This window comes from Acanthopleuribacter pedis, assembly GCF_017377855.1.
GTDB classification, from domain to species: Bacteria; Acidobacteriota; Holophagae; order Acanthopleuribacterales; family Acanthopleuribacteraceae; genus Acanthopleuribacter; species Acanthopleuribacter pedis.
The window spans coordinates 1-24960 of record NZ_JAFREP010000035.1 but is presented as its reverse complement, the minus strand read 5'-3'; the positions used below and the strand labels follow the sequence as shown (position 1 = coordinate 24960).

Here is a 24960-nt window from a genome sequence, read left to right as displayed (position 1 = left end):
GCCGGCGAGGGCGAAACGCAATGCCGGGGTTCGAAAATCGTACAGATCCCCGAACCCCGGCACCGATTCATGAATGGGTCGATTATTGGTTGTTGTCGATGACCTTTTCATCCGGCTGGATTTCCCAAAAGGCAACCATATCGTTGAGCGGAGCTTGGTTCAGCACAACTTGGAAGCTCGCGGAACCAACCGATTGGACGGTCGCGGAAACGGTGGCAACATCGGCGGGGTCGCCAATCAAGGTTACCTTGACCTGTTCCACGCTGGGCGTCATGATCGCGCCGTGGTCGACGGTTTCGGATAAAACCGCACCGCCACCGCCCGCAATGGGGAACGAACCGCGGATTTTAGCCGCACCATTGTCATTGCCGTGAATGCGGTAGCTGTCCACCCGGTCCAACCGCTGGATCGGAACGGTTGCCTGAATGGTGTTATCGGCAATCACCACGTTCTCATAGGTCCCATCATTGAAGAAACCAATGCCGTAAGTCGCATCGCGGATCACATTGTTCCGAACGGTCATGTTGCGAATGGGGACTGGATCACTTTGGCTCGCGTTGAAATACACACCGACCTGATCGTTCATGGCCTCAATGTGGTTGCCTTCAACCAGGACATTCACCATCATGCACAAACCCTCGTTAGCACAGAACGCGTTGAAATAGATTCCTTTACCGCCGCTGCCTTGATGGGCGAAGATGCGGTTGTGGCGGATGGTCAACCCTTTGGCCATTTGGTCAATTTGAATGCCGGACGCGCGGAAATGGGAAATCTTATTGTTTTCGATCAGGTTGTTGGTACCGTCAAAATGAAGATAAATACCGCGATCCACCTCGGAAATCATATTATCGGAGAGGGTTGTATCACTGCAGTTTAAGGCAATTCCGAAAGAAATCAGACCGTTTGAAGCATGGGGGCCTTGAATCAGGTTATGGGTCACCCTGTTGCCGTAACCCAAGTTGTCACCATTGTTCGCGGTATTGGGGCTGCGTCCTTTGACCTGAATGCCCGCGCCGGCAACGTCCAGCACGGTGTTGTCGCGGATAATCGAGTCGGTCATTTTGGTGTAAATCCCGAAGCTGGAACTGTTTGGCGTATCGTTTTTCACGGTTTGAACCAGGTTGTCGGCAATCACGGCCTGGCTACCCAAAACTTGGATCGCATAGATTTCGTTGGTATTCCCCTGGGGACCGATCACATTTTTCACCGTATTGCCGGTGATCACGTAATCGGTCTGGTAAGGCTGGTAGTTCGGCCCGTTGACCCCCACCAAAAAGCCGGCGACGACCACGCCGTCGACCTGGTTGTTGCGAATGGTTACGTTTCGCAAGTATTTGTGGGCGCGCAATTTGAGCGCGGCGTGGCAATTGGTGAACAGAGCATCTTCCAAAACGAAGCGGTGGATGTTGTCCGCACGCAGGTGGATGCTTCCCTGGGTCTTGTGGGTTGTGATGACGTAGTGACTCACGTTCGAAAAGTGGCAGCCGCGGATTTCCAACCATTCCAGGGTGGCACCGAGGGATTGAACAACGGGTTCGTCCCAATCGTTGAAAGTTAACCCCTCAAGAGAAAAGTTGGCTTGGACGTCGAACAAGGGGAAAGCACGATCAATGCCGCTTTCCAGAACCGTGGACCCGGCGCCCGCGCCCAAAATACGAATGGGAACGGTGACCGGAATCATACCGGCGGGCACGATCCAGGTACCCTCCTCCAAAATGAGCGTACCGCCACCGGCCGCGACGAGGTCGGCCACCTCGGTTTTCAAATCGCTTCCGGGGCCGATATGCACCACGGTAGTGGGAAGATTGCCGTTGGCGAAAACGGCGGTTGTGGTTAAAAACAAAACAGATACAAAAAAAAGACGTGTAAAGAACTTCACAAAAGACTCCTTGAAAAGTTAGCGCAAGACGCGCGGACATCGACGCCGATTACAAGACACGGCGTACCACCAAGGTCGGCAGAAAGAGCCGTCCCCCGGAAGAAGGATAAAGTGAGACTTAACCCGCATTACACACAAGGGGTTCAGGCGCGACAACCCTTCTGCAAGGACGAGGGTTTCAGCGTTAAACGCCTTCCTCATGGATTCCATAAGAAAAGAGCGAAACGCCAAGATCACTTGCGTTAGACGCGACAGATCCCTTCTTGGGGGCGGGTAAAAACACGCGGATTATTTGGCTGATTTTTGTAAAAGATCTGGAAGCATGCGGTTGGCCGAGTTGAAGCGACACAACGCGTTCCAGAGGTTTGACAAAAACCGTCACGGTATCCGGCGGTTTGCCTCGGTTGGTGTTGGACTAAGCGGTTGTTGGCGGTTGTGGGTTGTTTGGCTGCCGGCATACAGGTGCATCCGGGGCCATGGTTGGATGTGTACGACAGCGAACCGAAAATGGTTTCTGCAAAAAACGCGGGTCTCAAGAACGATCTAAAAACAATGCGTCCTAAACACATCTAGAACCTAAGAAGCGCGATAACTCGCCTCCCCGGCGGTACCCGCCCCGTCCCTTGAAATCAACCGGGTTTTCCATCAATTCTTGGCTGGGTTAGGATCGGGAAATAAACAATGACAAACAGCGTGTAGGCCGCCGTCCACGCGAAACCAACGCCCATCATCAGCGCGGCGTAGGGCAATCCCAAAAACGGGCCGAGGACACGGGCCCCGAAAGAAACCGCCATCAACCCAAAGGCGGCGGTCATGACGGGACCGACCACAAGGGGTCGCCCCGTGTGTCCCAAGGAAACGCGCGCGATCATGGCCAAAATCATCCCGCCCATCCCACCCACGGTTAATGCATGGGTCGCAATGGATTGGCGAATCGCAAAACCCCAATGGTGGCAACCCAACAGCAGCAAACCCAAGCAGATCGCCCAATAACTTAGGTGAAGCGCCCAAACGAGCGGCGTGCCCAGGGTCACCCAGAACCGCCAGCGGAACGCGCGCAGGGCGTTGGCGAGAGCCGCTAAAACGAAAAACGAACCGACGACGGCGCCAGGAACAGGCAACACCCCTGAACCAAGCACCACCACGATTCCAACCGACCCAAGCGATACCTTTTCCAGCCAGGGAATGGGCTGTACACGAGGCGTGCCGGTGCCGTTTGCCGTAAACATGGGGAAAACCCGTCCGCCGATCAAGCACATCACCAAGGTCACCAACAACACCATCGCGTGCGCGCCCTCGCGCATGGAAGGAGACGCGCCCAGCCAACGCGACCCGTACATCATCCCGTTGGCAACAGCCATCAAAAGCAAGATCGGGATAAATACGGCATTGCGCCGGTTTTTGGCTTTAACAATGGATCGCGCGAACAGCAAAGCGGCGCAAGGGAGAAACAAGCCGTCAACCCAGGGGATGAGCCACGATGGGGCCGCCTGGGGAAAAGCCAACAAAAACCGCGCGGCAAGCCACAGGAGCACCAAACCCAGGAGCGCCGCCCCGTGAACGCCGCGAACCTTGGTCCAGGTTTGCACGGCGGTTAAGAGAAAGCCAACCACGACGGCACTCACAAAACCAAACAACATCTCGTGAACATGCCACCAATAGGAACCACCAAAGGGCTCGAAGGCGAGCCGGCCGCCGATGTGAAGGCTCCACACCAAAATGCTCAGGGCGCTGAATGCCCCGCCCAGCAAGAAAAAGGGCCGAAACGCCAATCCCAAAACGGGTGTGTTCGTTAGGTTCACAACCACCTCCCCGGCGCCGAAAACCATGGCGCCCATTAGCATGGGTTTATCTCTGAAAAGGGCTCCGATCCACGACCACGCGTGAAAACAAACAGATAACCCGTGACTTGACGCACGTGTCGCCAATTTCAACCATCAGTAAAGCAGCCGCGTGGTAGTTTTTGCAAACACGTCCTCCGTAATCTACAGCGGTTTCCCTACTTCCCGCACCAACCTTAATCTCTCTATAACCCTTTCGTGCAAAATACTTTATCACTTACTTCCCCTTCCCTATTCGACCGCGAACAGCGATGGCCACTGAAGAAACCTCGCTGTCGCGGCTTTGCGCGAAATGACCAAAAGGACACAATAAATGCGGTTTACCTATGCCTTTTCCTTCACAAGCTCTTGCCTTTGGCTGTTTCTGACAGCGCTGTCGCTAAACGCGGCGCCCCCCCGTGCCCTACCCGATGCCTTTTCCATCCCTCGGGACACATCCCTTAACCTGACCGCCGCCGATCTTCTCGCCAATGACAGCGACGCCGACGGCGACGCCTTAACCATTTGGCTGGTCGACGACTGGAGCAACGGCCACATTCAGTTCAACCCTGGTGCGCAAACGATTGTCTTCACCCCCAACCCCGGTTTTGTCGGGCAAGCACAGTTCACCTACTTGATCGACGACGGCGCCGGTCTCGGCTGGGACGGCAGCTACGCCTTTGCCCTGGTCACCCTAAACATCACTGATTCAGGTGGCGGCGACGGTTCGGACGGTGGCGACGGTTCCGACGGTGGCGACGGCTCGGACGGTGGCGACGGTTCCGACGGTGGCGACGGCTCGGACGGTGGCGACGGTTCCGACGGTGGCGACGGCTCAGACGGTTCCGACGGCTCACCCGGCAATACGCCACCCGAAGGCCGAGACGACCGCTTTTTCATAACCCAAAACACCACCCTAACGCTGAACACCGCCGACTTGCTCGCCAATGATGTGGATGTCGACGACGATCCACTCAGCCTTGTGCTCGTCGACGACCCGCTTAACGGGACACTCACCTTTGACCGCGAAACCAACCGCCTCCAGTTTCAACCCTTCGCTGACTTTGTTGGAGAAGCCCAGTTTACCTATGCTTTGACCGACGGTTTCGACGGCGGCGATTGGGGTCTAATGGGTTATGCCATTGTGCGCATTACGGTAACAGCCGACGGTTCGGACGGCGGCGACGGTGGCGATGGCGGCGACGGCTCAGACGGTTCCGACGGCGGCGATGGCGGCGACGGCTCAGACGGTTCCGACGGCGGCGATGGCGGCGACGGCGGTGACGGTTCCGACGGCGGCGATGGCGGCGATGGCTCCGACGGCGGCGACGGCGGCGGTCCCATCGACGAGGTACGGTTTTACAACTTCGGCCATTCCCTTTTCAACCACGGCACCCAAAACACCGGCTACTGGCTCGGCGCCCTCGCCGCGGCAAGCGGCACGGTTTCCGCGGGCAGCGGCCAATTCGGCCAGCTTAGCTACCACGGCATCCCACCCATCCCCCAAATCGGCTACCCAACCAACGCCTACGACGCCTGGCCGGAATTCCCACCGACCACCTTCGCCGAACGCGACTTCACCCATACCCTCTTCATGCCCAGTAACTTCGAACAAGAATGGCTCACCCCCGCCCAATACCTGGCCGACAGCTTCCGCGTCCTCGACTTCGTCGAAAGCGCCGAACCCAACACCGATATCGTGCTCTACATGCACTGGCCCGAACCCATCATCCTCGGCCTCAACGTGGAAAACACCAACCAACTGAGCCGTGCCGACTTCACCGCCTTCAACCAATACACCGCCTCCGGCAATTACTACGCATGGTTCCGCACCTACCAAAACCTCATCCGCGAACAACGCCCGGCCTACAACCTGCGCACCATCCCGGTCGGACCCATCATCGCCGACATCGTCGAAACCCGACCCTACATGCAGGGCGTCCAATTCGCCGACCTCTACGTCGATGACGCCCCCCACGGCGCACCCACGGTTTACCTGCTCGCGGGCATGATCTGCTACCGCGCGCTCTACGGCCAAAACCCCAGCCTGACCTACCAACCACCACAACCCGACATCATCGCGGCCGTCGCCGATAACTACGCCGACCTGGTGCAGTACATCGAGCAACGCCTCAACGACTACAACGCCATGCCCAACGGCCTGCGCGTTTACCGCTAGCGGGCCGACCAAGAAACGGCTTGGCCGGAAAAACACGCCGCAACCAAGCCGTTTCCTCCTCACAAAACCCTAGCCCGCATTGCTCACAAGGAATGCTGCCGCGGGGCAAACCATGCGATTAGCCCGCGACCGGCATGCAGAGAATGGTTTTTAGCTTTTCCGGGGCGGTTCGGCGCGGGTCGTTGAGGTAAATTTCGCGCGGATGTCCCGCCGCGGTTAATCCTTCCCCTTCGATCATCGCGCGGATCTGTTCGAAGGCGTCGCCTTCCGCGTCGTAGGGACCGACGTGGAGGAGTTGACCCCGTTGATGGGCCGCCACCCGGTGAAAGACCACGTCACGCACGCGCGGCGATTTTCCTTTGTCAATCAGGGCCGCGGCGGCGCGCGCCGGCTCCGCTTCATCCACGCAATCCGGGGTGCGGATTTGCAGGCGGTAGTTCCATTCGGCGCGCGGTTGGTCGGTCAGGGCAGTCTCGGCGTCGTCGCCCCACCATTCCGTTTCCAATTTACAAATCACGTAATCCTGCAAACCATCGGCCTTGCGTGTCATTTTCACCGTATAGGCAACGGCGTAAAGCGCGGCCACGCTTTCTTGGAAACCCTCGCCGCCCGGCGCACCGCGGCCGGTAATCGCCAGAAACAGGGCGTCGGTGGTTTGCACCAACCGCGGTTTTTTTGGCGCGGCGTATTCCTGTTTCAAGGATTTATAAAGATCGATTTTTTCAGTCATAACGGCTCCTTCAAACTAAGAGGCGCGCGTTTTCGCGCGTTTTAGGTTTACACAATCGGTAGATAGATTTCGGTGACCAGATCCTCGGGTTCGGTGCTTTCAGGATCGTTGATGTAGATCTCAAAAGCCGGTTCGTCACGGGTCTCGTGCCCCGATTGCGGCAGCCAAGTCCCGCACAAAGCCGCGTAGGTTTTGTTCAGCGTGTCGTACGGACCGACGTGGACGGTACGGGCGAAGGTGCCGCCGGGAATGCCGTGGATCGTCACATCGTCAAACGCTTCAAAGGTTTCGTCGACCACCACACAGGCGTCGTAACGGATTTCCTCCGCCGGGGTGGATTCGGGATCGTCGTGGCACAAGCCGACCATGCTTTCGCAACCGGACAACCAGCCCAGTTTGCCCATCATCGGCAGCAGTTTTTCCCAAGCGTTGCCACATTGGTTGTAGGGGCCGACGTGGCGTAAGCCGGCCAAGCGGAGCGTTTCTCGCGTCACAAGTTCTACTTTCATCAAGGGTCCTCCCAGCCCGGGGACGATTAAGTCGTCGATGGGCGGCATCTGCCCGAACGCGATGGCGCCGGGTCGGCGTGGGAAGGAAAGCTCTCGGCGTTCGCGAAACACGGACGGGGCCACGCCGCAATGCTGTTTGAAAGCGCGCGAAAAAGCCTCGTTGCTTTCGTAGCCGGCATCTTGGGCGATGTCGAGAATCCCGGAGTCGCCATGGCGCAGGGCCAGGGCCGCGCGTTCCAAGCGCAGCCGGCGCACGTGGTTTTGCACCGTTTCGCCGACCATCCCGCGGAATACGCGGTGAAAATGGTGTTGCGAGAAACAGGCAACCGCGGCCAGATCGGCGACGGGCAGGGGTTCGTCCAAACGTGCTTGAATAAAATCCAGCACCCGCCACAAACGCAAGCGGTAGGATTCGACGGTGGATGCTTTCATTTCCCACTCCTTGACCCTAAGCCTACGGATGCCGCGCCGGGCCTGCTTGATCGAACCTGCTAATTTAACCTAAGAAGGGCCCCGCCGTTTCACAGCCAACCGGCTTCCCGCTGTTCCGCCAGCCAGTGTTGGATCAGCCGGGTGGAAATCGACCCGGAATTGGCGCGTTCCGGGGTGCGCGCCAGGTAGGCTTCGGTTTCGGCGGGGGTGTACCAAGCCGCCTCGGCCAACTCCTTGGGATCCAATTGGATGTCGCGGGTTAAGGCGCGGGCGCGAAAGCCCACCATCAGCGAGGACGGGAACGGCCAGGGCTGGGAAGCCAAGTAATCGACCGCGCCAACCGCGATTCCCGCCTCCTCCTGAACCTCGCGCCGCACCGCTTGTTCCAGGGACTCACCCGGTTCGAGGAAACCGGCGAGCGTCGAAAAACGCCCCTCCGGCCAGGTCGTACCACGCCCCAGCAAACAGTGCGGCGGGCCGTGTGCCGGTTGGTATTCCACCAACATAATCACCGCCGCATCGGTGCGGGGGAAGATTTGGGCGCCGCAGCGCGCGACGGTACAGCGGCCGACATGGCCCGCGTGGGTCAGGCTCAGCGGACCGCCGCAGCGCCCGCAAAAACGGTGGGCGCGCTGCCAAAACACCATGGCACGCGCGTAGGCCGCGGCGGTCGCTTGGTCCGGCGCCAATTGGGCCACCACCGAACGCAGCCCGTGCCAGGCACCCGGGCCGGGCGGGGTAACCGGGTCGCGATCACAATCGAGGGCAAACACCGCGCGCTTGTCGCGCAGCCCGAGGAAAATGGGCCGTGTCCCGCTTACATCTTCAGAGAGGGCGTGGGCCACCCGGGCCGGATCCGTTTCGATCAGCCATAAATCAGTGCCGCGCTGCAACACGAAACGGCTTTCGGGATCGCGCAGACGCGCCGCCAGCCAGGGTTGATCCTCGCGCAGATGGGCCGCGCGATCTAAGGTTTCCAGCGTATAAAGTACGTCTTTCATCAAGATGGTTCCTCCGTTTCATCCCGCAACACCTCGGCCCATTGGCGCGAGAAACAGCTGAGCGGAACCAGCATTTGGTGGAGTTCGCGGCCCAAATCGGTCAGGCAATAACCCTGGTCACAGCGCACAATAAATTCAGCCTCGCGCAATTCTTTGAGGCGCCGGTTCAAAATGGTGGGAGAAATCGTCTCGCAACGCTCCTGCAAAACGCGAAAAGAACAAGGCCCCTCGCTGAGCCGCCACAGCACGCCCATCCCCCAGCGGCGGCCGAGTAAATCGAACAGTGCCATAATCGGCGCGCCGGAACGAGAACCCCGCACGGGTTGGCCGGGTGTCGGAATCGCCATAGTTCCTCCTTGTGAAAGCGCTACACATACCGTAGCATAAGCGCTACAAAAACCGTAGCGGGTTGTCGCCGAGATTTGCGCTAAAATCCTCGAGGCGAATCACGCTGCTGAATCTGAAGGAGTTCCGATGAAAACCGATTCCTCCCACATCGCCAAGGGTGTGATGTTCGGCTTACTAACGGCCTTGATTTGGGGCGCCTGGCCGGTTTTCTCCCGTTTCTCCCTCACCCGCGCGCTGAATACCTACGATATTGCGGTCTTGCGGTTTGGCGTCGCCGGCACCATCCTCCTCCCCTATTGGTTGAAGACCCTGCGCCACACGACCGCGCGGCCGGCGGTCCGCCCCCAACTGGTTCTGTTGATGTTTTTCGGGGCCGGCGCACCTTACCTGGTGCTCAGCGGTTACGGACTCTCCATCGCACCGGCGGGCCACTTCGGCGTGATCACCCCAAGCTGTATGTTGACTTTTTCGAGCCTGGCCGCCTGGTGGTTGTTGGACGACAAACCCACGCCCGCGCGGCTGATAGGCTGGCCGTTGATTCTGATCGGTGTGACCTTGGTCGGTCTGCGCGGCTTGAGCCTGGGCTCGGGCGACGTTTGGCGCGGCGATCTCATTTTTCTGATCTGCGGGGTGATGTGGGGCATTTACACCGTCGCTTTCAAACAAACCGGCATGACCGGTTTACAGGCAACCGCATGGGTCAACGTTACCTCGATGCTCGCTTTGATTCCGATCTACCTCATCTTCGGATTGGGCAACATGGGCGCGGCCTCCACGAGTGAAATCGTGACCCAAGGTTTGTTCCAAGGCGTATTCTCGGCGGTGATCGCCATGTTCTGCTACAACAAGGCGCTGGCGATTTTGGGTGTTAGCCGCGGCGCGGTGTTTGCGGCGCTGGTCCCCGGCTGCGCGCTGATCCTGGGCATCCCGGTCCTGGGTGAAATTCCCGGCTGGATCGAGGTCGGCGGCTTATGCCTGGTCACCACCGGTATGTTGTTCGTCCTCGGCATGTTCGGCAGCATGCACCGACGGCAGATCGCCCCGGGAGGCTAAGCCGGTTGCGGCAATTGCGCCATCGCGGTTTCCACGTAACGCTTGATGTGGGCGGCGGGTAAATCGGTGCGGGCCATGGACCACACGCCCATCACCGTGCCTACCAAAAAGTCGGCCAGCGCCTCGCAATCGATTTCGGCCGCCAAGGCGCCTTCCGCCCCACCACGCTGCAACGCCTTCAAAAAAACCGTACGCATGTCGGCGTACCAGCGGTTCACAATCGCCTGGGCCTCGGGATTCAACAAATCGAGTTCGGCAAGGCTGTTGTTCATGAAACAACCCCGCTCACCTTTTTCGGAGCCCGCGACCTCCGCCAACCGGGTAAAGAACCCGTGCAGCTCGGCCAGACCCGCGTCAGGTCGGCTCAGCGGTTGGAACATCAACCTTTTCCCCCGTTGGCAGTAACGCCGCATGCATTGGTTAAACAAACCTTCTTTGCTACCAAAGGCGCTGTACAAGCTGAAGCGGTTGATGCCCATCATGGCGACCAATTCCTGCATCGAACACGAAAAAAAGCCACGCGACCAAAAGAGCTGCAAGGCTTTTTCCAAAACCTGTTCTTCATCGAAATTTTTGGGTCTACCCATGAAGGACCTCAGGGCACAAAAAATGGGCCGAACCGGCGCTCGGCCCACTGATTATGGCACAGCGCCGTCGTTAGGGAAGGGAATCCACGAACCGCGCGGTTAAGCGCCCAATCGTGTGGGGGTAGTCTTCCTGAATAAAGTGGAGCCCGGGTCCCAGATGAAAAACCCGCAAGTTGTCGATGTGCTCACGGGACCAGGCCACCGCTTCCCCCGGCCCAATGGCACCCGGCGTCACCGCAAACATCAACATGGGGGTATCGGTTCGGGATAACCAAGCACCGTAATTCTGAACAACGGCGTGGGTTTCGGCCGGAACCCCGTTAATCGGAACCTGAAGCGGCCAAACCCAAAGGGGCTTGCGATCCGCTTCCAACAAAAACGGCCGTCGGTAATGCTGCATTTCGGTGTGGGTCATCTCCCGAAGAATGTTCCCCGGCAAAATGTCCTCAATGAACCCGTTGCGGCGGATCAGGAAGGACCATCCTTGAATCGGATCGCGCATTTGGGCAAACAGGGGGCCGCCGGGACCGTTGGTGATGGTGTCCGAAATGGTCGGCAGGATGGCTTCCATAAACACAATCGCCTTGACGTTGTCGGGAAACGCGGCCGCGTAATCGAACCCCAGCGCCGAACCCCAATCGTGAATGACGAGGGTGATGTTGCGTAAATCCAGGACATCGATAAAAGCGCGTAAATAAGCGGCGTGATCGGCGAAGGTGTAGTCGATATCGGGTTTATCGGAGAACCCGAAACCGATGTTGTCGACAGCCACGACCCGACCTTTTTCGGTTAAGTAGGGCATGATGTTGCGCCACAGGTACATGGAGGTGGGGTTGCCGTGAAGGAACAGAATGGGGTCACCCGAGCCTTCGTCAACGTAGTGCATATTGCTACCTAAGACATTGACGTATTTAGACATAAACGGGAACTCAACAGAGATGGGTTTGTCGTCGACGGCGGGAATTTCGGCCGCGAACAGGGGAAGCGCAAGGGCAAAACACAAGAGGATGAAACGACGCATGGTGGAGCATCTCCTTTTTCTAAACAATCGTTCTGAAACCAGGTCAAAAAAAAGCGGCATCGGCGACGCCACTTTTCTAAACGAACGTTCTGAAAAAGCAATACGGGTCCAACCCTGGTAGAGGTTTCAAAAAATTGTTCGATGTTTTCAGCCATGCGACGATAAGCAACTCTAGATACACCACTTACCCGGATGTGACAGAAGTCACAACAAAAAAACCTAACACATTTTCATGGTCGCCCATTTTTACGTGAACTGGTAACATGGCCCGTCCTTGAGATTGAAAAAAATCATTGGAGTTTCTGTACATGACAAGAGTTTTATTTTTGTGTCTGCTTGTTACTCTTTCTGGTGCAATGTTTGCAAAAAATTCTGATCAAACCATTGAGGTTCAAGATCGTCCTGGGCCACCTGATGATAAGCCATCCAGTGGTAACGGAGGTTGTAAGGAAAACCAAAAGCTAGTTACTCACGATGGAAAAATTCAAGAGAGCTGGGGTTTCTACGGCTGTCAAAAAAGAAGCAAGTACACCAATTGTTCCTTTACTACATGTGAAGACAAGAAGTAAAGAAATCAAAGATTGAAAACCCCTTAGCCGAGCGCGGTTAAACCTAAGAAGCGCGATAACTCGCGGTGATTTTAGCTAAACCTCTGGGCTGCAACGGTCTTTGAAAATGCTCATCGCACCCAGTGGTTGCGGTCGGGCGCGCCCCCGGTCCGCTTTTTCCAAACCATTTCGCTCCAGATCTTTAGCCAAAATCCCTCACTCTTATCGCGCTTCTTAGGTTAAAGGCCGTGCTTGGTTTTTCTTCAAGGATGAATGATGTTCTTTTTTATGTGCTTTATGACGATGATATTGCCAGGAAAAACTCTTTCGCTTAAAACAAATGACCTATACATGATTTATGGCGTTGTTCCCTACCATGATCACCTTTTGATTCCCCACATGGGACCGAGAGGAAATCATTTCCACAGTTATGATAAAGAGGGAAACTGGACTTATGTATTCGGCCAATCAGGTGAAGGCCCAGACGGCTTCAGCATCGCACTCATGCCGAGTTTCAACAACAGGCTCAGTCAGTGGCTTATTCTCGATTTATACCGAAATCAATTAAAAACCTTTGACACCGAAGGACGGCTTATAGCCACAAAGTCGATACCCAGCGGCCTTCATTTTGCCCAAGAGGGTAAAGCCATTGGCACAGAACGTGGTTATGTATTTCTTGCAGATGCTTACGCCGATCAATGGCTATTGGTCGAAACGGATTTCGATATGAACATCCAACGAAAAGCGCATAAAGTATTCGATGATCGCGTGCCCTATCTCGACAGTCAGTCCTACAAAGGATTTCTTCTCGAAACAGAGGCCGGCTATGTGGTCTTAGAGAGTCTAGTCAGTGGTTGGACTGTTTACGATAAGATGCTTAAGGAAGTGGAGCAGGTAAAAACGATGCTACCCCATTGGCGGACGCCCGATGTTGAAGTGATATCAAAGCTTCGGCTTGATGATTTTAGAATGGAACGTCATTTTGAGCTTCACTCCGAAATCAAGTTTGCGCAGGTCATTGACCAAACATTGGTCCTCGGGATTCGAAGTCCTGGCCGGAGCGATTACACGTACGCTGGTTTCAAACTGAATGGCTCACGCGTCGGTGAACTGTTTCACACCGCCCAAGAACTTGTAGGTTCCACGGATCACGAGGCCATCTTCAGCGATTCCGACGCCGAGCATATGGAAATCACGTTGGTGCCCCTCCATGATCTGTTGAAAACGCAAGGACAGGAATAAGCGAAAACGACTTATAAATTCATCGCCGCGCATCGTTTAAAGTAGAAGGCTCTTTTCTAAGAAGCACGATAACTCGCGGTGATTTTAGCTAGACCTCTGAGCTGGAACTACCTATAAAAATGCTCACCGCACCCAGTGGGTGTGGTCGTGCACGTCGAGCGCGACCCCGGCGCGTTTTTTCCAAACCATTTGGCTCCAGATCTTTAGCAAAAAACCCTCGCTTCAGTTCCCCTTAGGTTGTACCCAACCCGGCGGATCATGCGACCAAACCTCACCACCCGGTCACCCAAAACGCCAATCCGCGTTTTTCCATCGTCCCCGGTCGGCAAACGCCCTTCATTGGACAAAAAGTCTGAAAAGGCGACCAAACGGGTCCAACCCTGGTAGAGGTTTCAAAAAATTTGTTCATTTTTTTCGGCCACGCGGCGCATTTCCGCCGTGTTGCTTTATGAGACACGAAAGACGCGACTTATCGCTGATTCGTAACCCCATGGATCACCTTTACGCGACCTTATGCCGCGGCGAACCGATCCCGAAACCTTCAGGACAGTTATCTATATCACAGACGAAAAGTTCGTTTGCCCTGAAAATCATGTCACCCCACCGCCAACTTGTTACGCTTCTTTTCGTGTCCGTTTAGGGACACCGCGGCGGGGAGTGCCTTGAATCAGCCCACACGTCTCACGATGGTTCATCGCGAGGCAAGCGGGTGCGGCGCAACCGGCCATTCGTCAAATTCTCGATTGATCAGCACATCACGCTTCGAAACCACAAACCTGCATCTTGACCACCAACCGATATCCCATTTTTAGGTTTTTAGTGCGGCGTTTGCCCATTTTCAGTAGGAGTTTGACCATGCTTGCCTTGATGACCAAAGGCTACGGTGACCTTGACCTTAATCCCGTTGTACGTGACATCGCCCTCCCCCAGATCGGTGACCGCGACGTCTTGATAAAAGTGCGGGCCACCGGCATTAATGCCATCGAAACAAACGTGTTACGTGGCGATCTGAGATCGGTAGACAAACAGGCGTTCCCCGAAGATCGCGGCGCCGATATCAGTGGTGAAATTGTAAGGATGGGCGCGAGCGTCACTGGTTTCTCGGTGGGCGATCAGGTCTTCGGCCGTATGATCGAAGGCGAAGAAACTACCGTCGCCGAATATGTCCGTGTTCCCCAGCACCAGATCACCCTGAAACCGGTTGCCCTGACCCACGAACAGGCGGCGAGCTTGCCGTGGGCGGGCCTGAGTGCCCACCAAGCACTGTTTGAAGTTGCCGAATTGCGTGACGGCGAAAAGCTGTTGGTTCACGGCGGCGACGAAATTTTGGGCGAGATGGCGATCCAACTGGCCAAAGCCAAGGGTGCCTACGTGATCACCACCATTCAGGGTTGCAACCAGCGTTGGGTGGAACGACTCGGCGCCGATCAGGTGATTGACCGCCACAAACAGAATTTCCACGAGTTGGTTCAAGATGTGGATGTGGTGTTTAACCCATACGGCGACGAAGTATCACTCCAGAGCTTTAGCATCATGAAACCTGGCGGACGTTTGGTGGCCCTGCACGGTGCGGTCGACGCGGAAACAGCACGGCGCCAAGGGCTTAACCCGGTTTGGCGTTTTGTCGCGGGCCTGCGGGCGGGCAAGGTCATTCAAACGGCGGAAACCCATGAAGTGATGTACCGTCGCGTGGTAATGCGTCCCGACGGTCACCAGCTTTCGATGTTGGCGACAATGGTGGACCTCGGTTTGGTTAAACCGGTGATCGACAAAGTGTTCCCCTTCTCGGAGGCAAGTGAGGCGATTCGCCGCACCCGCTCCTGTCCGGCCACGGGCAAGGTCGTGGTTTCGATGATGGCGGAGCAGGAAGAAGCGCTCGCCGTCCACTAGCGATTCGCGACGGCCTACCCATGGCTGGATGGTTGCCCGCGACCGGCATCTTTGTTTGGGGCGCGGACCATCTCCGGCCGGCGTTTGAATTGATTCCATTCGGTTTCCGCCGACGTTCGGTTTGATTCCGGTTGTGATGCCAACCCGCCGGGGTTTAGGGTTCGGGAACCCCCGGGAACCCAGAGCAAATGGTTGTGCCACCAACATGTAATCACACCGCAACACCCTCTTTGGACCATTGTCGACCCGGCGCGCCACTTCAGCACACGCCGAGGCGTGTGCGTGCACCGGAGCGGGCCGCACCACCCCATCCACGGACCATGCTTTGAATGAACGCGAGGCTTCGCCTCGCCACCCTGGACGCCCTCTGAAGGAGGGCAATCGGTCAGCCCCGGGTACGAACATTGAAAATGGTCGCCCCCTGGGTCTCGGGGGTTCACGGCCAGGAAAACGCTGAAGGCGTTGACACCAGAGGCGCCTGGGGTTCATGCCCCGCGGCGGTTCATGGAGGCAGGGTCGGTTTTTCGGTGGTTTTGATCCATTGGGTTCGGTTGGTTTTGGTTTGTTGGGTTCGGTTGGTTATGGATGGTGTTGATCCATTGGGTTCGCGTGGTTTTTGTTTGGCCGGCGCCTTCAGCGGCCTGCACGACGGGAACCCCCGGGGACCCAGAACAAACGGTTGTTCCACAACCATTTGATCAGGGCTGAAATCCAAAACGCCGCCGGCGTTGCTGGAAGAGGCTCGCCTTTGGCTCACGTTTTAAACCAGTTATGGCCCCCAGGTTAGGGTGTGCGAACCCCAGTGGGGTTCGCCGGATCATCGCCCATCTGGGAGCGGGTAAAAAAATAGCCGGTGCAGGACACCGGCTTTCTCCCCACGAAAGTTGGAGGCATCCAACCTTCCGTTTACATGTTCATGACTCGGAGTAGGTCAACGCGTATTTGTTGCCTGTATGAGCAAACACGGGCTTTCTTTAACCTATTCCCAACCATGTCGTTTTTTTTCGGCTAGGTGATCTGGAGACCTGCATCCATCGGAGTAACACCTGTATTTAGGCCAGGCACAACGGATCGTTCAAGCGGCATATTTTCGACACCCGCGCATCGAGCTGAATCACCTTAAGCATATTCAAACATAAACGCTTAGCAAAAAGCCCCGACCATCCTCCGAAGCCGGCACCCTGCTTGCTCTTACGCCTCACGTGCGGTCCATAGGGATCATCCGGTCGGTTCGGATAACGCGGGCGGATCGCACGCCGGACGCCGCAATTTTATTGCATCATGCAGCGCACCAGCCACCTTCTATTCCTCGTTGGTTTGCGGCGTACGAGCCCATGCTACCGTAGGAGTTGAACATGCTACCGTTCCTCACGAAAAGCCGAACCCGCCCGGGTCTCGGCCCTCTTTCTCCCTCTACCGACCTCCCCAAAATCAGTGGCCACGACCTTTTTATCAAAGTACAAGCAACCGGCATCAACGCGATTGAAACCAACGTATTAAACGGTGATCTTCAGTCCGCTCACCGCCAAATCTTCCCCGAGGATCGCGGCGCCGATATCAGTGGCGAAATCGTCGCATGCGGCGCTGGCGTCAGCGATTTTTCCGTCGGAGACCAGGTCTTCGGCCGCCTCATCGAAGACGAACAAACCAGGATCGCCGAATACGTACGCGTCCCCCAACACCAGGTGAGCCTCAAGCCGTCGTGCCTGACCCACGAACAGGCCGCCGGCCTACCCTGGGCGGGCCTCAGCGCCTACCAGGCCTTGTTTGAGGGCGCCAAACTTCGCGAAAACGAGGACGTCCTCATCCACGGCGGCGACGAACTACCCGGCGCCATGGCGATTCAACTGGCCAAAGCCAAGGGCGCCCATGTGGCGACCACCATTCAAGGTGCGAACCGCGCCTGGGTTGAGCGGCTCGGTCCCGACCAAGTCATCGAAAGCAACAACCAGTACTTTCACGAACTGATTTGGAACGTGGACGTCGTGTTTAACCCTTACGGCGATGCGGTTTCCCTGGAAAGCTTGCCCCTGATCCGTCCCGGCGGTCGTCTGGTCGCCCTCCACGGCGCGGTCGATGCAGAAACCGCCCGCCGCCAAGGCCTCAACCTGATCTGGCGTTGGATTGCCGGCCGGCGCGCGGACAAGGTGGTCCAAACCGCAACCACCTGCCAAGTCGCCTACCGGCGTGTTGTCATGCGCCCGGACCATCGGCAGCTCGCCCTGCTCGCCGACATGGTCGAACAAGGCCGTTTGAAACCGCTTATCGGCAAGGTGTACCCCTACGCCCAAGCCAAAGAGGCGCTTCACCACACGCAAACCAAAACATCGCGGGGGAAGGTGGTTGTCTCCATGACCTCGCGAGATACGGCGGAAGTTTTGACCCCGATTTAGCCGAGCCTCGCAACGGCCGCGCCCCTTGAATGCCTCACCAAGGGTCGAACCAAAAAACCCGTCCCGGGACCCCAATCCACCGAAAACGTTCTCCCAATCCAAACCACCAACCGCCGTCCGAAAAGGACGGGCAGGCCCTGGTCGGCCCCTTGGCAGATGGGGCCGATCCTGGGTCTTTCGCGATCCCGAAAGACCGCCACGAAGCAGGTTAGCCGGCCTCGCGGGCGACAACCGGGCTGATCAACCCTGATTAGGAACGGGGCTCAGAACCAGCCCAGCGACAAACCCAACATCCGCACCGCGGAAACCGCTACCACGGCGATCAACACCCAGCGAACGAACGCCGGCCCCCAGGAAACGGCCACCTTGGTGCCCAACCAAGCGCCGAGCATGTTGCCGCAAGCCAGCAGCAAACCATAGGTCCAATCGACCTGACCTTCCCAGATGAAAATCGCCAAGGCAAACGGGGTGTAACCCAATACAATCAAGAGCTTCACGGCGTTGGCTTTGACCAAGTCGTAGCCGGATTGCAACACCAAACCCGCCAGCAAAAACACACCGACCCCGGCCTGAATGAAACCGCCGTACACACCGATAGCAAAAAAAACAAGCACTTCGCCCAACCGGAAGCCTTCCCGTTGCGGCGCAACAGCACCCTCCAGCCATCGTTTGGGTTTCACCAAAATGACACCCAGCATGAGAAACATCACCAGGGAAATCACCAGCCGCATTAAGTTTTCGTCGAGTTCCACCGCCAATTTGGCACCCAGCAGAGCACCCACGACCGCGGGTACCATCAAGCGCGGCCCGTGTCGCGTATCCAACACGCCTTGACGGTAATACCCGCCAACGCCCACGATGTTTTGGCAAAGGATGGCGACGCGGTTGGTCCCATTGGCGACCTTGGCGTCCAATCCCATAAAAATGAGAATGGGCAGCGAAATCAGCGAGCCGCTACCGGCGAGTACATTAATAAAGCCACACGCCAATCCGGCGAGGACCACCAGCAACACCATCCAATCCACGTCGTCCTCCCAGCTCTCCAAAGGATAAACCCATCAACAACTGCAGGTTACAGAACGGCACACGCATAAAAAGGCCGTCGTCTTGATTCAAGTGCAACGCAAAACCGATAAATCATCATTTTTGCACGAGAAGCTACAGAATTCTGAAAATAAATCAGTTAGAATGAGTCATCGCTTAATTTCCAACGGTGCAACATCCCTTGGTTTCTTCCCAACCTTTTGTTCGCAACCCAACCCCCCCGGACACCCACTTACCCGGTAGTCCGCCAATGAACATCCTGCCGTGCGTTTTGGTTATCAACGGGTTTTCAAATTTACTTGACCCTTTTCAGCGACTAAGCGCGCCTGATCACCGGCCGTATTCATCACCACCTCATAACCCTTTTATTTATTTCATGAAACAACTCGGAGGAAACCTCATGTCCGATGCGAATACCATAAGAAACAATCGCCTGATTGCCGCGATCATCGATGCTGTCATTTTTGGCATTATCAACATCATTCTGGGCACGGTCCTGGGACTGATCCCTTTTATCGGCGGTTTAATAGCCGGTGTCGTCGGCGCCGCGGCTTATGCCATGAAAGACGCGATCCCCCTTCCCGCGCTGGACGGCGCAAGCCCGGGCAAAAAGATTTTTAACCTGAAAGCCGTGAACATGAACGGCGGCAACCTGACCCCGGAAGAATCGATCAAACGCAACCTGCCCCTTGTGATCGGCAGCCTGATCGGCGCGGTGCTTTCGCTGCTCTTCGGCTTCATTCCCGTGTTGGGCGCCTTAGCGGGCGCGTTCGTCGGCGGCGGCTTGCAATTTTTCATTAGCATCTACGAATGCTACCTGGTCTGCACCAAGCCGGACGGCCGCCGTTACGGCGACACCTACGCCAACACCCAAGTCGTAAGCGCGCAAGGGGTGATCGCGACTTCCACGGCTGCGTTTCCACCACCTCCCCCCAGCGCGGTACCACCCCCCCCGCCTGCCGCCTCGGCAAGCGCCCCACCGCCACCGCCACCGCCATCCGGTGGCGCACAGCAGGAGTGGGACGAAGACACCAAACACTAAACACCTAAAAAAGGAGTGCCGCGGCACTCCTTTTTTGTTGGACCTAACCCGCATTTCTCACAAGGAGTTCTGCTACGAAGCCGGAAGTCTTGCGATTACGCGGGGGCGGCCTTCCGCGGGTCGGCCGGCCGCCTTACTCGGTCGAGCCGCCTTCGCCTCAGCTGCTACGCCGACCTATCGGACCCCGAATGGTCGGCCCCCGATAGGTCGGACCCGCGATAGGTCGGACCCCTGTACCGTGGCTTGGTCGTAATCTTCGTTCTCACTGGACTTCCAGCTTCTCGCGACGAATCCTTGTGAGAAATGCGGGCTAACCGGCCCCCAGTTCCTCGGGGTTCATGAACACAGCGCGCTTGAACAACGCGGACGCCTCTTCCACCTTTTTGGGGTTGTGCGCGGTGATCTGGCTCAGGCGAATGAGGGCCTCGTAATCGTAGGGGTTGATCTTAAGCAACTTACGGAACATGCGCTCGTTGTTGAGCGACGGCTTGTAACTACAGCGGGTGCGCAGACCGAGATCGGCGATCTTGCGCACCAGCTCGCTTTGACGGGCATCGCCCAGTGCCAGCGCGGATTGGGACAGGTAGCAGTACAACACATCCCAGTACACCGGTTCACACGCGAAATCGTGGTATTCCTCCATCACCTCGCGGTGATAGCCGAAGTTGCACAGCGTTTTGAGCCGCAACATGTGTGCCTGAGCATAGGTTGGATGCATTTCCAGCACCTCGTCCAGCACCTCCAGTGCCTCGGTGTACTCGTGGGCGTCGGCCAAATAATGCGCCTTGTGTAGATGGGCGATCAGCCCGGTGCAGGGCGGGATTTCGGCAATTTCATCCAAGGACGGTTCAAAAGGTAAAAAGGTGCGGTAGTAGGCCATGCGCTTATCGGCGTGGTTGAGCAGGGCGCGTTTCAGCTTGGCGTAATCGTAGCTTTGCTTGGCCAAACGCGCGACTCGGTCCGGCTGCTCGTAGAGCGTTTTTAGGTGTTGGTAAAAGGATTCACCATCGCTAAAAAACAGCGCGTTTTCCCCGTCGATTCCGTGGTGGCGGTAACAGGCGACATCCGACAGCAGCGGCACCACGCCGTGGGCGGCAAACTCAATAAACTTGCCGTCCGACCGACAGCGGTTAAAGTCGTTGTCGATTAATGGGGCGATGCCCACCGATAGTTTTCTGATGAAATGGTAGTAGGCCTTGAGGGAGCCGGGTTCAGTGTAATCGGCGTTGTCGAGGTAGGCGAAGAGACGGTCGAACAAGCCGCGGTCGCCCATGTAGGCGAAACGTGCGTCGGGGAAATCGCGGCAAAAACGTTCAATCGCCGGCGAAATCCAGGCCAGGTCATGGCCGTGGCCGAGGGACCCGCCCCAACCGAATACAAAGTCGTTTTTTTTGCGGGGCGCGCTGAAATGATCGATTTGGTTTTCGAAAACCTGGACGCGGTCGCTCACCGCGCCAAATACCTCGCGCAGGGCGGGCGAACTGAGTATTAGGCTGTCACAAGCGCGGGCCGCGCTCAAAATCCGTTGCCGCACCATTGGGTTGCGCAGCGCGTTGTGGGGCGGCACCCAATCGCCCACCTTCAGAAAGTTGTCGGGTATTTCGTACAGCGTGGCTTTGCCCAGTTTCTTGCGGCGTTGGATGATTTGCGCCGTCTCTTCTTCCGCTACCAAATGCAGTATCAACAAATCGGCCGACAAGGCCAATTGCGCAAACAGCGGATGGTACACGTGAACGTTGCGCACGAGAAATTCGGGATGGCGCGCGACCATCTCACCGGGTCGCGCGATGCGGTGCTGGAACTCGCCGGTTTCCTGTTCCAGATACCAGTAACCCTGTACGATGAAGTATTTCATGGGATTTAACTCAAAAGGTGGGAATCCGATAGAAGGATAGACAGGGACCACAGATACTGCCGGTTCCTCCCCTCCGCGGTTATGGTTGTCATCGGCACCCCGCGGGCTTACTTAACGCGACCCTTGGGGTCATCAGCCAATTCCTCGCGGTTCCCGCGAGAAAAGCGCGAAACGCAAGCGCGGCTTGCGTTCAGAGGAGCTCACCATGAAACGAACCCCGATGTTTGCCGTCTGCGCCGCCTGTGTATTGCTCCTCGGCGCCTGGCAAACGGCGGCAAATTTGCCCTACGAATTAAGTGGCAGCAAGCAGCTAACCCTGCCCGACGTCACCGAATACCGCCAGTGGCCCTACATGGGCACGAGCATGGTGCCCAACGACAAAAACAACGGCAAGGCGATTTTCCCCGGCATCCACACGGTGTACATCAATCCACGTGCCTTGCGCATGAGGCGGGAAAAAGGCATCTTCCCCGATGGGACCATCATCCTGATGGAGAACCACCACGTGACGGTGCGCGAGGCAGAGAGCGGATTTGGTTATTTCACCACCGGCGGCATGGATCTGTTGGCCGCGGTCAAAGACCGTCGCCAATTTGACGGTGAGGGTTGGGGATATTACTTTTTTGCGGATCGTGAACTCAAGGCCGGCAAAAAGCTGGCCGATCTACAGCCCGCCGCATCCTGTCGTTCCTGCCATCAGGTCGGCGCGGCCGAGGACCAGGTTTTCACGCAATATTACCCGTCGCTCAAGAAGGAACCTTAGACCTAAGAAGCGCGATAAGAGCGAGGGATTTTGGCTAAAGATCTGGAGCGAAATGGTTTGGAAAAAGCGGACCGGGGTCGCGCCCGACCGCACCCATTGGGTGCGGTGAGCATTTTCACAGACCGTTGCAGCCCAGAGGTTTAGCCAAAATCGCCGCGAGTTATCGCGCTTCTTAGGTTAGACACCGCCATAATTTAAGGGTTTTCCAAGGCGGTAATGCGCGCCTCAAGCATCTCGTTGCGTTCCTTCAATTCCTTCAGCGCCGCCACCAGGTGGGCGAAAAACGCCTGTGGCAACTGCACACCTTTCACCGTGGCCGTTCCCAAGCTGTTGCGCACCGCTTCCGATTCAATCGGCAGGGTGACCACCCATTCCGGGAACAGCGCTGCCACGTCTTCCGCCAGAAACCCCGTGTAGTTTTGCGACGGTTCATCACCAAAAGCGCGCTGCAACGAGGAAACCGGCGCCAAGGCGGTGAGGCTGTCTAAGGATGTCGCCGGTGCCAGCGCGGAAACACCGGCGAGCAAACGTCGGTCGGCCGGGGCCGCCCAAGTGCCGCCGCTCGGTTGGGTACCGACGCCCGCGATTTCAAAATTCCCATTTTTGTAGGCGGTTAACGCATTAGCGCGCAGGTTAATGCTGGTCCCGTTGCCAATCACCAAGGCCGGGTCGGTTGCGACCCAAGAGGTGCTGCTCCCCGCGAGCAGGTTAAACTGACCCAGCACCAGGGATGCGTAAGATTCCGCGGTCGTTTCGTTGCCGAGGGCAAGCGAGGCGGTCCCATTGGCGGTCGCCTTGAGCCCCATGGCCGCGGAAGCCGAGCCGGTCGCGGCGGTCTGATCGCCCAAGGCGGTCGCCGCCGAACCCGAGGCCGTGGTGTTAAAACCGGCCGCCATCGAACGGCTGCCCACGTTGACATCATTCCACGTGGTGCTACTGACCTGGCCAACCCGGAACGCCGCCTTGCGCGGGTACCACATCAGGCGGGTGCCCGCCCCTTCGCTGGGAATGTTGCCCTGGTTAAACGCGCCGGTAAACAACACGCCGTCGTCACCGCCCACGGTAAGGGTCGCGGCGCCGTCGGTCGTGGCAATGCCCACATGGTCGTTGGCATCCGATTCGGCGTCGTAAAAAATGCCGCCGCTCCCCTCCGACCACAGACCCGTTCCCGAAATCGGCGGTCCGACCCAAGCGCCGCTGCTGTCGATCACCTCGCCGACACCCGTCACCGAAAAAGAGGAACCCTGAACATCAAGCGCCGCCAGGTTGCCGGCCAGGAAATGGGCGACTTGGGCCAAATAACTCGCGTTGACGTCGCCCAACCCTTTTTTGAGGGCTCGGCTCATCGCCGCGCTGTCCACGCCAAGCGAAATGCGGTCGCGGCGTGGGTGAATCGTCATCACAGAAACCTGGGTGCCGTCGGCTTGGTGCACGCTGATCCAAGCAACGGTGCGCGACAACAGCTTCTCCGGCAAGGGGTAACCTGCCGCCCCCAGCACCAGCAGGGGTCGCTCCTGAATCCACCATACTTTTTCGGCGCTTTCCACATGCACCGCCTCCCCTTGGGGATGCACGCGGTAACGCACCTCGAGCCAAAGTGCGTCGCCCGGCGCGGCGTCAAGCGCGACGGCGGCATCTTGCGGCAACCACAGCGGCACCACCGCCCCCGGCGTTTCACCGGCCTGCAGCCCGGTTGTCCCGAGCAAAAAGATCCAGCCCCACATCAGCGTTTGGGCAAAGGGGTTTCGCAGCAACACAGCAGCCTCCCAAGCGTCTTTTAGCCGGATCGGCCCCGGAAAAAGGACTGTTGGACGTATTTAGTGATTTTGGTTCACACGGTGGAATCGGGTTATTTTACCATTCGAACCCGGTTGATGAACACCTTCGCTTGCGCCACGTATATTAAGGATGCTCCTTGGATGAGCCGCACACCGAGCGGCCTGAATCCCCCACCTTCGATAAATCCAATAGGAAGTGAACCATGCGTGAATACCATTTGGCGCAATACAACATCGCCCGAGCCCTGTATCCCCTTGACGACGAACGCATGCACGGGTTTATGTCCCAGCTCGACGCCGTCAACGCGCTCGCCGAGGCCGCTCCCGGTTTTGTGTGGCGCCTCAAATCCGACAGCGGTAATTCAACCGATATCCAGCTTTACGAGGATGCGAGGATCGTTGTCAACATGTCGGTTTGGACCGATCCCGACACCTTATTCGAGTACACCTACCACAGCGATCACGTCAAAGTGTTCGCCGACCGCCACCAGTGGTTCGAGCGCCGCACCAAACAAGCCTCGCTGGTGCTGTGGTGGCATCCCGCCGACGAGACCCCAAGCGGGGAGGAAGGCAAAAAACGGCTCGCGTACTTACAGGAACACGGCCCAAGTCCTCACGCCTTTACGCTCAAAAAACGCTTCGACAAACCAAGCTAACCCGCAATTCTCATAAGGATTCGTCGCGAGAAGCTGAAAACCTTGTGCGTACGAAGATGACGACCGAGAGACGGCACAGGGGTCCGACCTTTCGCGGGGCCGACCTTTCGCGGGGCCGACCTTTCGCGGGGCCGACCTTTCGCGGGGCCGACCTTTCGCGGGGCCGACCTTTCGCGGGGCCGACCTTTCG

Annotated in this window: 20 protein-coding genes; 9 read left to right on the top strand and 11 right to left on the bottom strand. The window is 57.3% G+C overall.

Annotation, left to right across the window (positions count from 1 at the left end):
• Nucleotides 1–82: 82 nt before the first annotated feature.
• Nucleotides 83–1879, bottom strand: a complete 1797-nt coding sequence (locus tag J3U88_RS34810; RefSeq protein ID WP_207862359.1) for a right-handed parallel beta-helix repeat-containing protein — start codon at nt 1877–1879, stop codon at nt 83–85.
• A 629-nt stretch (nt 1880–2508) separates the two neighbouring features.
• Nucleotides 2509–3681, bottom strand: a complete 1173-nt coding sequence (locus J3U88_RS28195) for an NnrS family protein (RefSeq protein ID WP_207862358.1) — start codon at nt 3679–3681, stop codon at nt 2509–2511.
• A 352-nt stretch (nt 3682–4033) separates the two neighbouring features.
• On the opposite strand from J3U88_RS28195, the gene J3U88_RS28190 reads away from it, so the two are divergent.
• Nucleotides 4034–5878, top strand: a complete 1845-nt coding sequence (locus J3U88_RS28190; protein ID WP_207862357.1) for a cadherin-like domain-containing protein — start codon at nt 4034–4036, stop codon at nt 5876–5878.
• Between the two features lie 118 nt (nt 5879–5996).
• On the opposite strand, the gene J3U88_RS28185 is transcribed toward J3U88_RS28190, so the two are convergent.
• The 4 genes from J3U88_RS28185 to J3U88_RS28170 all read right to left on the bottom strand — a co-directional run bounded on the left by J3U88_RS28185 (nt 5997) and on the right by J3U88_RS28170 (nt 8897).
• Nucleotides 5997–6608 carry a GyrI-like domain-containing protein gene (locus J3U88_RS28185; RefSeq protein ID WP_207862356.1) on the bottom strand — a complete coding sequence of 204 codons (612 nt, stop codon included), beginning with the start codon at nt 6606–6608 and terminating at the stop codon, nt 5997–5999.
• Nucleotides 6609–6655: 47 nt separating this feature from the next.
• Nucleotides 6656–7549, bottom strand: coding sequence for an AraC family transcriptional regulator (locus J3U88_RS28180; protein ID WP_207862355.1), 894 nt, complete (start codon nt 7547–7549; stop codon nt 6656–6658).
• An 89-nt stretch (nt 7550–7638) separates the two neighbouring features.
• Complete coding sequence (nudC, locus tag J3U88_RS28175; RefSeq protein WP_207862354.1) at nt 7639–8550, bottom strand: NAD(+) diphosphatase; 912 nt, start codon at nt 8548–8550, stop codon at nt 7639–7641.
• Nucleotides 8550–8897, bottom strand: a complete 348-nt coding sequence (locus J3U88_RS28170) for a winged helix-turn-helix transcriptional regulator (RefSeq protein ID WP_207862353.1) — start codon at nt 8895–8897, stop codon at nt 8550–8552. The genes nudC and J3U88_RS28170 overlap by 1 nt, the downstream gene beginning before the upstream one ends.
• Before the next feature lie 127 nt (nt 8898–9024).
• Here J3U88_RS28170 and J3U88_RS28165 point away from each other — a divergent pair, with 127 nt between their 5' ends.
• On the top strand, nt 9025–9951 hold the full coding sequence (locus J3U88_RS28165; RefSeq protein WP_207862352.1) for a DMT family transporter: 927 nt from the start codon (nt 9025–9027) through the stop codon (nt 9949–9951).
• Here J3U88_RS28165 and J3U88_RS28160 read toward each other — a convergent pair.
• Together J3U88_RS28160 and J3U88_RS28155 are read right to left on the bottom strand one after the other, a co-directional pair.
• Nucleotides 9948–10538: a TetR/AcrR family transcriptional regulator gene (locus tag J3U88_RS28160; RefSeq protein ID WP_207862351.1), complete on the bottom strand. Its 591-nt coding sequence runs from the start codon at nt 10536–10538 to the stop codon at nt 9948–9950. The two genes, J3U88_RS28165 and J3U88_RS28160, sit on opposite strands and share 4 nt — an antisense overlap.
• A 70-nt stretch (nt 10539–10608) precedes the next feature.
• Entirely contained in the window at nt 10609–11559 is a 951-nt protein-coding gene (locus J3U88_RS28155) for a haloalkane dehalogenase (RefSeq protein WP_207862350.1), read from the bottom strand.
• A 308-nt stretch (nt 11560–11867) separates the two neighbouring features.
• On the opposite strand from J3U88_RS28155, the gene J3U88_RS28150 reads away from it, so the two are divergent.
• From J3U88_RS28150 to J3U88_RS28135, 4 genes are all read left to right on the top strand, one after another.
• The gene (locus tag J3U88_RS28150) at nt 11868–12128 is read left to right on the top strand and encodes a hypothetical protein (protein ID WP_207862349.1); all 261 of its coding nucleotides are present in this window, start codon (nt 11868–11870) and stop codon (nt 12126–12128) included.
• A 252-nt stretch (nt 12129–12380) separates the two neighbouring features.
• Entirely contained in the window at nt 12381–13349 is a 969-nt protein-coding gene (locus tag J3U88_RS28145; protein ID WP_207862348.1) for an NHL repeat-containing protein, read from the top strand.
• Nucleotides 13350–14204: 855 nt separating this feature from the next.
• The gene (locus tag J3U88_RS28140) at nt 14205–15239 is read left to right on the top strand and encodes an NADP-dependent oxidoreductase (RefSeq protein WP_207862347.1); all 1035 of its coding nucleotides are present in this window, start codon (nt 14205–14207) and stop codon (nt 15237–15239) included.
• A gap of 1355 nt (nt 15240–16594) precedes the next feature.
• The gene (locus J3U88_RS28135) at nt 16595–17632 is read left to right on the top strand and encodes an NADP-dependent oxidoreductase (protein WP_207862346.1); all 1038 of its coding nucleotides are present in this window, start codon (nt 16595–16597) and stop codon (nt 17630–17632) included.
• A gap of 263 nt (nt 17633–17895) precedes the next feature.
• Here the strand turns inward: J3U88_RS28135 and J3U88_RS28130 are convergent, their stop codons facing one another.
• Nucleotides 17896–18648, bottom strand: coding sequence for a sulfite exporter TauE/SafE family protein (locus J3U88_RS28130; RefSeq protein ID WP_243436200.1), 753 nt, complete (start codon nt 18646–18648; stop codon nt 17896–17898).
• Between the two features lie 428 nt (nt 18649–19076).
• On the opposite strand from J3U88_RS28130, the gene J3U88_RS28125 reads away from it, so the two are divergent.
• Complete coding sequence (locus J3U88_RS28125; protein WP_207862344.1) at nt 19077–19718, top strand: RDD family protein; 642 nt, start codon at nt 19077–19079, stop codon at nt 19716–19718.
• A 310-nt stretch (nt 19719–20028) separates the two neighbouring features.
• Here J3U88_RS28125 and J3U88_RS28120 read toward each other — a convergent pair whose 3' ends face one another.
• Nucleotides 20029–21573 (bottom strand): glycosyltransferase family protein, encoded by a 1545-nt coding sequence (locus tag J3U88_RS28120; RefSeq protein WP_207862343.1) that lies wholly within the window; start codon nt 21571–21573, stop codon nt 20029–20031.
• Between the two features lie 205 nt (nt 21574–21778).
• On the opposite strand from J3U88_RS28120, the gene J3U88_RS28115 reads away from it, so the two are divergent.
• A complete protein-coding gene (locus J3U88_RS28115; RefSeq protein ID WP_207862342.1) occupies nt 21779–22336 on the top strand; it encodes a cytochrome P460 family protein in 558 nt (185 codons plus the stop codon).
• Between the two features lie 194 nt (nt 22337–22530).
• Here the strand turns inward: J3U88_RS28115 and J3U88_RS28110 are convergent, their stop codons facing one another.
• Complete coding sequence (locus J3U88_RS28110) at nt 22531–24093, bottom strand: hypothetical protein (protein ID WP_207862341.1); 1563 nt, start codon at nt 24091–24093, stop codon at nt 22531–22533.
• Nucleotides 24094–24317: 224 nt separating this feature from the next.
• Here J3U88_RS28110 and J3U88_RS28105 point away from each other — a divergent pair, with 224 nt between their 5' ends.
• A complete protein-coding gene (locus J3U88_RS28105) occupies nt 24318–24770 on the top strand; it encodes a DUF3291 domain-containing protein (RefSeq protein WP_207862340.1) in 453 nt (150 codons plus the stop codon).
• Nucleotides 24771–24960 lie beyond the last annotated feature (190 nt).